Genomic DNA, 8516 nt, shown 5'->3' on the forward strand with positions numbered 1-8516 from the left:
AATATTATATTTATCCATAATTTCAGCAATTAATGGATCTACCTCTCTTCTTCTTCTTTTCTTAACCATAAAAACCTCCTCAGTTTAATAGATTATACTCTATCAACTAAGAAGGTTAAAATTAATTTACACTAAATTTGGGATACGCCCTTATTTTCTAAAAATTATAAATAAAAAAGACTCTAAAAGAGTCTTTTAATTTATAATTCTAACAATTTCATACCTATAGGGATTAATTTATTTAACATTATATTATCTATTATCTTATCTAATAGCTCCCCTGGAGTATGATATTTTGAACATTTCAAGTTATATTCAACATCTTTATCAATACTGCCTAATTCAATCTTTCCATCTCTTCCAGTATAATATACTGCATAAAGCTCATAAACTAATTCTTCATCAATGCTACATAAATACTCTTCCATCTTATTTCTATCTTCATCAAGACTTAAAACTTTTAAAACTACTTTTTTCAATTCTTCTTTATTCTTCATATATACAATCCCCTCCTTTTTAAATTTTATTCAATTAAAATATATCACCATTGTTTAATAACATCAATCCCTTATTTTATTAGGTTTTATTACAATATAAAAATAGTTAAGAATACTATTTTTGACACGCTTTAGAGTTAGGTTAAAAATAACACGATTTATATTAAATAAAAAACTAGGAATTCTTTTACCTTTAAAATTTAATTCTAGAGTAGTCAATAATATTGTAATTTTATATTCTATTTAGAAAACAAATCGAATATATTACTTTTATCGAGTGATAGAAGTAACACTTTTTTTGACTTCTTACAAATTTAAAGCTAATATTAACCCTGAGTAAAACTTAAAAAAATTAAAAAAGAGTATAAAAAATGATAATAACTATTCTTAGTTATGATATTAATTTTTATAGCAGGATCAATATGGGTATTAACAAAAAGTAAAGGAATTTATAAAGATGGAGTGAAAAATGGAAAACTCCAATCTAAAATAAATTATAAAGATGGACACCCAAATGGTGAATGAATTGACTATTATGAAAATGGACAAATAATAAAAAAAATATATATAATAAGGGGTATAAAGTTAGGGTGAATCAGTACAACTAAATAACTAAAAATTACTGGGGTTATTAGGATTGAACAGATTTGAAGTATTTTAACTCCCTCGGACAGTCTGAAACCCAATAAAAAGACCAGGGTTACAAACAAAAATTGAAATAGTATCAAATAAATGTACAAAAAATTATTTGTTGAATTACTACTATGGACTAATTTATTTAGATACAATATTTTTTAATAATCCCTTACAAATAAAGGAGTCTAGAGATGCAAAATCTAAAGTGGTGAAAGTTGTATTATAAAAAGAGTCTTTGATTAAGATGGCTAGTAAAAAGCTAGATAATAGAGATAAAAGGGAAAAGTTGGAGAAAAGAATTATTGAAAACAGAGAGAAGATAAAGAAGAATAGATAGAATATTATAAAAATCTATAAAGATGATAGAGGGGAAAATAATGAGAAGGGTTTATGGATATATGAGAATCTCAACTAAAAAACAGACCAAAATGGATGAAATTAAAAAATCAGAATTTAAAGCTAATTTATTCTTTGAATAGGCAAATCCTTTGGTATCTTATGCCTTTCCCATAATATTATCTCAGGATTTGACTTTTTTTTAATTTTTGAACAAGTCGAGGTCTTTATTTAGGGTTTTGGTCAGAGAAATAACTACTAAATCTTCACCTTCCTCTGTGAGGGTAGGTTCTTCCACATGAAAGATATCACCATTGGAATCTCTTTCATAAAATTTTATAATATCAAAGATCTTAGCAGAATCTATTTGAATAGTAACTAATTCACTGAGGAAATCCTTAAATAGCCACCTTCTAAATTCATCAAAATTTTCAAAAGAAAATTTATTTTTAATATTTTCAATATAAAAAACTCTAAGAGGCCTCTTAGAATTAGGTATTTCTCTAGAATCTACTACGAATAATCTTTTTTTGAAAAGGTTTAAAAACTTAGTAGCAAGGTCTAAAGTTATCCCCTTTTTTCCATTTTCAAAATTACAAACACTAGCTTGCCCTGTTCCGATTAAATTAGCAACCTCTTTCTGTGAAAGGTTTAATTCCTCTCTAAAAACTTTTAAAAGTTTTCTAAAAAATACATTTAAATCTTGTCCTTTTCTATTCAAAACAGTTCCTCCTTTTTAATCAACTAAATATGTATGTATTATAACATACACATACACATACACATATATATATATGATAAAATTTCATTTTTAAAACAACATATAAATAGTTGAATTTTAGTAGGAATTTTGACTTTTTTTTAATTTTTGTACAAATTGGGTAAAAATATTGAATTATTTATTTGTTTCCTTTGAATAAAAAAAAATTCCACAGTAGATTAAAATTCCTACCAATAATCCATTGGTCCATGAATACATAATGGTATAGAATAGACCCATTAAAACAGAACAAAGTAATGCAAGAAAAAATTTTGATTTAAATTTAACAAGGAACATAATTATCACCATCCTATTTTAGTTTTAATATAGGTATGCCACCTATTTAATATAGGTGGCATTTTTATTTCTAAAATAATTCAATTTATTTTTGTTTAAATCTTCCAGTAAAGAATCTTAGGCAAGATGGTTCATATACCCACTCTAATCCTTTGATTGTCTCTTTTTTATCATATAAATCTATAACGGTTTCTGCTACATAATCCAAATGAGCATATGTATAAACTCTTCTTGGAATAGTAAGTCTAACAGTCTCTAACTTAGGTCGGTGGTTTTCTCCTGTCGCACTATTTCTTCCTGCTGAGATTATTCCTCTTTCCATTGTACGTACACCTGATTCTACATAGATAGCTGCGGCCAATGCTTGAGCTGGAAACTCTTCTTGATCTAAGTGCGGTAAAAATTGTTTAGCATCTAAGAAGATTGCATGTCCTCCATATGGTTTTACCATAGGAACTCCTCCTGCAGCTAATTTTTCTCCTAAATATCTGATTTGATTAACTCTATGACTGATATAATCATAATTCATAGCTTCTTTGATTCCAATTGCCATAGCTTCCATATCTCTTCCTGCTAATCCACCATAACTTGGCATTCCTTCAAATTGAACTACCATGCCTTTTGCCTCAAGAAATAGATCATCGTCATTTAGACAGAGGAATCCACCGATATTTGTGATACAATCTTTTTTCCCACTCATTGTACATCCGTCTCCATACGAGAACATCTCATGCACTATATCTTTAATAGAAACGTCTTCATAACCCTCTTCTAAATCTTTTATAAAATAAGCATTTTCAACACATCTAGTTGCATCATACATTACAAGGATTCCATTTTTATGGGCTAATTCAGATACGTCTTTGATGTTTTGCATTGAAACTGGCTGACCACCAGCTAAGTTTACTGTTACTGCTAAACAAATATATGGTATTTTCTCTGCTCCTACTTCGTCAATAAGATCTTGAAATTTCTTTAGGTCTACATTTCCTTTGAATAGAATATCTTCTCTACTAGGGTCATGTGCAGCATCACATATTACATCTCTAAATTTAGCGCCATTTCTTTCTTGATGGAATCTAGTTGTTGTAAAATACATGTTTCCAGGAATATAGTCCCCGTCTTTAATAGTCAGAGAAGATAGAATATTTTCTGCTCCTCTTCCTTGGTGAGTTGGGATAATATGCTTAAAACCAAAATATTCTTTTACTGTTTTTTCAAGATGATAGAAGTTTCTACTTCCTGCATAAGCTTCATCTCCTAACATAAGACCTGCCCATTGCTTGTCACTCATAGCATTGGTTCCTGAGTCAGTTAATAAATCAACATAACAATCACTAGATTTCAGTAAAAAAGTATTGTATCCCGCTTCTTCAATGGCTACCTTTCTTTGCTCCTCATTTGGTAAACTCATAGTTTCCACAGATTTGATCTTAAATGGCTCCGGCATAAATCTTTTTTTCATAAAAAACCTCCTAAATATATTTTAAAATTTTATAAAATGATATTAAAAACGATATTTTTAGATGTTTTAATTCCTATTTGTGTATTCCTATACCTCAATATTACCTCATTTTTTTTATTTGTCAATAGTTTATATATATTTTTTTTATTTGTTATTAGTTACAAATAAATTTGCTTTTTAATTATTTTTAGGGTAATTATAAAATAACATAATATTTATTTTGATATTTTAATTCGAAAAAATATCATTTTACACTTCAAATGTATGATTTCTACAACTTTATTGTTTTTTATCGAAAAGGATGGTGAAATATGCTGAATTATTTGGAAAATATTGTTAATTTTGTCAATGGAATTTTTTGGGGCAAAAACCTTTTAGCTGTTATGTTACTTTCTACTGGACTCTACTTTACAATTAGAACGAAATTTATGCCTGTAAGGCTGTTCAAAGAAATGATTAGAATTATATTGGAAAAAAATGAAAATAAGTCTGAAGATGAGAACACCATTTCGTCATTTCAGGCTTTTTGTATATCTACAGCATCTAGAATCGGAGCGGGAAATCTAGCTGGAGTCGTTGCTGCTATTTCTATAGGAGGACCTGGTGCTGTTTTCTGGATGTGGGTTGTTGCACTGGTAGGTGCCTCTTCTGCATTTATCGAGAGTACCCTAGCTCAAATTTACAAGGAAAAAGATCCAGAAGGAGGATACAGGGGAGGTCCGGCTTATTTTATGGAGAAGGCTCTCAAGAAAAGATGGATGGGAATCCTTTTTGCAATTTCGGGTCTTATTTGCTGGGCGGGTATAAGTCAGATAGTTTCCAATTCAGTGACCGAATCCTTTGAAAACGCCTTTAATATCCCTAGGATCTATACTGTTTCTGTACTTGTAATAGCTGCAACTATAATAATCTTTGGAAAAAGTAATAAAACAGCTAAAGTTTTAGATAAGTTAGTTCCAATAATGGCGAGTGCCTATGCACTTGTTGTTGTTTTTATAATAATAACAAATATTAATCTTATCCCTACTGTCTTTGCTAGTATTTTTTCAAATGCTTTTGGTGTACAGCAAGTCGTTGGTGGTGGACTTGGAGTTGTTATCATGGCTGGGATAAAAAGAGGATTATTCTCCAATGAAGCTGGAAGTGGAAGTGCACCCTGTGCCGCCGCCGCTGCTGAAGTTAGCCACCCTGCAAAACAAGGCTTAATACAATCTTTAGGAGTTTTTATAGATACTCTTGTTATTTGTAGTGCCACTGCATTTGTTATCTTACTTGCAGATAAAACTGCTATTCAAGGAAAAACAGGAATGACTCTTTTACAGTCTGCCATGAGATACCATCTAGGGGAATTTGGAGTTATCTTTATTGCAATTGTTCTTTTACTTTTTGCTTTCAGCACTTTCTTAGGTATTCTTTTCTATGCAAAATCCAATGTAGCATTTATCATTGAGGGTAAATTTGCTCAAAACCTCTATAAAATCTTTGCTCTTTCTATGATGTTTGTGGGAGGATTAAGCCAATATCTATTTGTTTGGGCTCTTGCAGATATGGGAGTAGGACTTATGACAGTCTTAAACCTTTTTGCCATAATTCCTCTAGGTAAAATAGCCTTAGATTCTTTGGCCGACTATGAAGAAAATCATATGCCTTCTAAAAAACGCTCTACTAAGATAGAGAAAATATAGTATATAACTGATGGTGTTTTTATGCCAAAGGTATAAAAATATCATCGGTTCTTAATTCTAGATTGCCAAATTAAGTGCAACACTTCAAAAATAACAAAATAAAATCTAATTCCCATTAGCTTTAGGTACTACTCAGAGTCCCTTTTTATAAAAAATACTTGTGAATACATCTAATCAAATGTATAGTCTTTTATAAGACAGGTAAAAGCATATGGATTAAGGGAGGAAAAAGCATGGAAGGAAGAGAGAGGAAAGGGATAATCTTTGCAGCAATAGGATATATTATTTGGGGAATACTTCCCATATATTGGAGACATTTAAAGGGAATTCCGGCCTTTGAACTCCTCAACTACAGGATAATATTATCATTTTTGTCCCTGAGCATCTATCTTCTTGTAAGTGGGAGATTCAGGGAGTATACAGAAGTATTAAAAGATAAAAAAACTATGAAGAAAATAATTCTGTCAGCAATAGCTCTTTCCATCAACTGGGGAACTTATACCTATACCATGGTTTCAGATAGGATAATGGAGGCAAGTCTAGCATATTATATATGTCCCCTTCTCATGGCCCTAACAGGATTATTGGTCTTTAAGGAGAAAATAGACAGGCTCCAGAAATATGGAATAGTTCTTGCATTTATTGGAGTGGTAGTACTTACAGTAGGAAGTGGCGTAATACCTCTCTGGGGAGTATTTATAGCTATATCCTTTGCAGTTTATGGAGGTATAAAGAAAACTATAAATTTAAATCCCTTCATAAGTCTTACCCTTGAGATGACCGTGGCTCTACCTTTTGCCATAAGTTTTTTATTTTTAGGTAAGGGACCAAGTCCCATAGTGGAAGGACAGATCATATACCTTATTCTTCTTGGAGGAGTCACAGTTGTACCGTTGCTTTTCTTTGTAAAAGGAGCACAGATGGCAAAATTTTCTGATATAGCCATTCTTCAATATTTCTATCCTACTTTAGCTCTCATGATAGGAGTTTTTCTCTATGGAGAAGTTTTTACTACTATACACCTCGTTAGTTTTACCATTATCTGGGGAGCAATAGTGATGTTTCTGATTCCATTTTTTAGAAAAAAAGAAAAAGAAAAAGAAAAAGAATGCAAACTAGAAAACAGCTAAAAATAAAAGATGAGCTAATATTGTGAAAAGAAAAGTCAAAGAAGGGGAAGTGGATATGGGGAGCAAAAGAATAGACGAAAGGGACACTATCTTTGCCAGGATGGCATACAGAGAGGGAACACTCCAATACGAAGATTACTATGGAAGAAATCCTGAAAAAAAAGAGGAAGATGACAGGCTGAGAGCAATGCCCGGTATGTGCAGTCCGGGGACAGGAACCTATAATGAAGTGGCGGCTCCCTTTGTAGAAGCGGGATTTAGTCTTCTTGAAAATATGAGAAGTCTTGCAGAAGGAGAAGTCGCTCCTGATAGAATAGAAATAACTCCAGAAAAGTCCGCCAAAAAGATAAAGGCATTCATCGAATATCTGGGAGGTAAAGGTGGTATGGCCCTCATGAAAAAAGAATTTTACTATAGTCACAGGGGAAGGCATCCTGAAAACTACGGTGAAGAGGTGGATGACAGCCACGCCTATGCCATCGCCTATACGGTAGAGATGGAAAGGGATATGATAAACAGAGCTCCCAATTTTGAAGAGGTCATTGCGGTAACCAAAGGTTATATGGATGCGGCAGTTATAGGCCTGTGGATAGCAGCGTATATAAGGGGTTTGGGGTATAATGCTAGAGCCCACGTGGATGGGAACTATACCGTGTGTGCTCCCTTAGTAGCCCGAGAAGCGGGACTGGGAGAGTTAGGACGCCATGGACTTTTGGTGACTGAAGCCGAAGGATCGAGGGTCAGGTTGGGAGTTGTAACTACCAATCTTCCCATGGAGCCCGATGAAAGGGTCCATGCAGGGATTCAGGAGTTCTGTGAGGACTGCGGTGTCTGTGCTAAAAACTGTCCGGGGAAAGCAATACCTAAGGGAAGGAAGGTTGATAGGTGGAAAACGGATCAGGAGAAGTGTTACGAGATTTGGAAAAGGGTGGGCACCGATTGTGGAATTTGTCTTAGTTCCTGTCCTCTCAGCCAGGAGGTTTATACCCACTATAGAGGAAAATTGAAGAATCAAGATGCAAGAAAGGAACTCCTGGAGGAATCTAAGAGTCTCTATGGAAGGCGAAACTATATAAAAAAAAGACTGGATATAATGAAGTAGAAAAGATAAAAAATGGTTCTAGTGCAACAATTTAAATGTGATAGAATATCCTAAAAAACTAGGAGAAATATCATGCAACAAAAATAATTTAAATATAAATAAAATTATAAAGATGGATTTACGATATTTTATTAACCTCTTTCATGAAAGTTCCAAAATAAGCATTTTGTAACTTTCATAAACTAACCCAATAAAATCAACATTAAAGGGACACTCCTAATTAAACTGTAACCATGAAACTGGACACACATAAAAAAGTGTCTGTTTCATGGTTTTTTTGGTACAATTTTTTAAATAAGAATTTAAAGGGGGAAGACATGTCTAAAAAATTATTTTCTGATAAAGAAGTCAGTAAGTTAACTAAGAACAAAAATATTCTCAAGATCTCTAATAAATCAATTGCATACAGTTTTGAATTTAAAAAGAAATTTATTGAGGAGTACTATAATGGTCGTATAAATTAATACAAAGAGTGTTTAACCTTAAGCAAAAAAATAGGGTATAATTTAAGAAAACAATATGGGGGATTTTGATTATGAATACACGAAAAACTTACTCTTCTAAGTTTAAATTTAAGATCGTTTTGGAAGCTTTTACAGAAAGAGAAA

Annotated in this window: 7 protein-coding genes; 4 read left to right on the top strand and 3 right to left on the bottom strand. The window is 32.1% G+C overall.

The window, feature by feature from the left end:
- Positions 1–200: 200 nt before the first annotated feature.
- The 3 genes from V5784_RS06410 to V5784_RS06420 form a co-directional block, all read right to left on the bottom strand.
- Entirely contained in the window at positions 201–497 is a 297-nt protein-coding gene (locus tag V5784_RS06410) for a hypothetical protein (protein WP_336888206.1), read from the bottom strand.
- Between the two features lie 1174 nt (positions 498–1671).
- Positions 1672–2190 carry a helix-turn-helix transcriptional regulator gene (locus V5784_RS06415; RefSeq protein WP_336888207.1) on the bottom strand — a complete coding sequence of 173 codons (519 nt, stop codon included), beginning with the start codon at positions 2188–2190 and terminating at the stop codon, positions 1672–1674.
- A gap of 421 nt (positions 2191–2611) precedes the next feature.
- Positions 2612–3991: a tyrosine phenol-lyase gene (locus tag V5784_RS06420; RefSeq protein ID WP_336888208.1), complete on the bottom strand. Its 1380-nt coding sequence runs from the start codon at positions 3989–3991 to the stop codon at positions 2612–2614.
- Positions 3992–4302: 311 nt separating this feature from the next.
- Between V5784_RS06420 and V5784_RS06425 the strand changes: the two genes are divergently transcribed.
- The 4 genes from V5784_RS06425 to V5784_RS06440 all read left to right on the top strand — a co-directional run bounded on the left by V5784_RS06425 (position 4303) and on the right by V5784_RS06440 (position 8372).
- Positions 4303–5676 carry an alanine/glycine:cation symporter family protein gene (locus tag V5784_RS06425; protein ID WP_336888209.1) on the top strand — a complete coding sequence of 458 codons (1374 nt, stop codon included), beginning with the start codon at positions 4303–4305 and terminating at the stop codon, positions 5674–5676.
- A gap of 233 nt (positions 5677–5909) precedes the next feature.
- Positions 5910–6806: an EamA family transporter RarD gene (rarD, locus tag V5784_RS06430; protein WP_336888210.1), complete on the top strand. Its 897-nt coding sequence runs from the start codon at positions 5910–5912 to the stop codon at positions 6804–6806.
- 55 nt (positions 6807–6861) lie between these two features.
- Positions 6862–7908, top strand: coding sequence for a reductive dehalogenase domain-containing protein (locus V5784_RS06435; protein ID WP_336888211.1), 1047 nt, complete (start codon positions 6862–6864; stop codon positions 7906–7908).
- Between the two features lie 317 nt (positions 7909–8225).
- Positions 8226–8372, top strand: a complete 147-nt coding sequence (locus V5784_RS06440) for an HTH domain-containing protein (RefSeq protein WP_336888212.1) — start codon at positions 8226–8228, stop codon at positions 8370–8372.
- Positions 8373–8516 lie beyond the last annotated feature (144 nt).

The sequence above is a fragment of the Psychrilyobacter sp. genome (assembly GCF_037132775.1).
Classification (GTDB): domain Bacteria; phylum Fusobacteriota; class Fusobacteriia; order Fusobacteriales; family Fusobacteriaceae; genus Psychrilyobacter.

Excerpts from the sequence above, each read along its gene's own strand:
- V5784_RS06410 (WP_336888206.1), bottom strand. The coding sequence starts at position 497 with ATGAAGAATAAAGAAGAATTGAAAAAAGTAGTTTTAAAAGTTTTAAGT.
- V5784_RS06420 (WP_336888208.1), bottom strand. The coding sequence starts at position 3,991 with ATGAAAAAAAGATTTATGCCGGAGCCATTTAAGATCAAATCTGTGGAA.
- V5784_RS06425 (WP_336888209.1), top strand. The coding sequence starts at position 4,303 with ATGCTGAATTATTTGGAAAATATTGTTAATTTTGTCAATGGAATTTTT.
- rarD (WP_336888210.1), top strand. The coding sequence starts at position 5,910 with ATGGAAGGAAGAGAGAGGAAAGGGATAATCTTTGCAGCAATAGGATAT.
- V5784_RS06435 (WP_336888211.1), top strand. The coding sequence starts at position 6,862 with ATGGGGAGCAAAAGAATAGACGAAAGGGACACTATCTTTGCCAGGATG.
- V5784_RS06440 (WP_336888212.1), top strand. The coding sequence starts at position 8,226 with ATGTCTAAAAAATTATTTTCTGATAAAGAAGTCAGTAAGTTAACTAAG.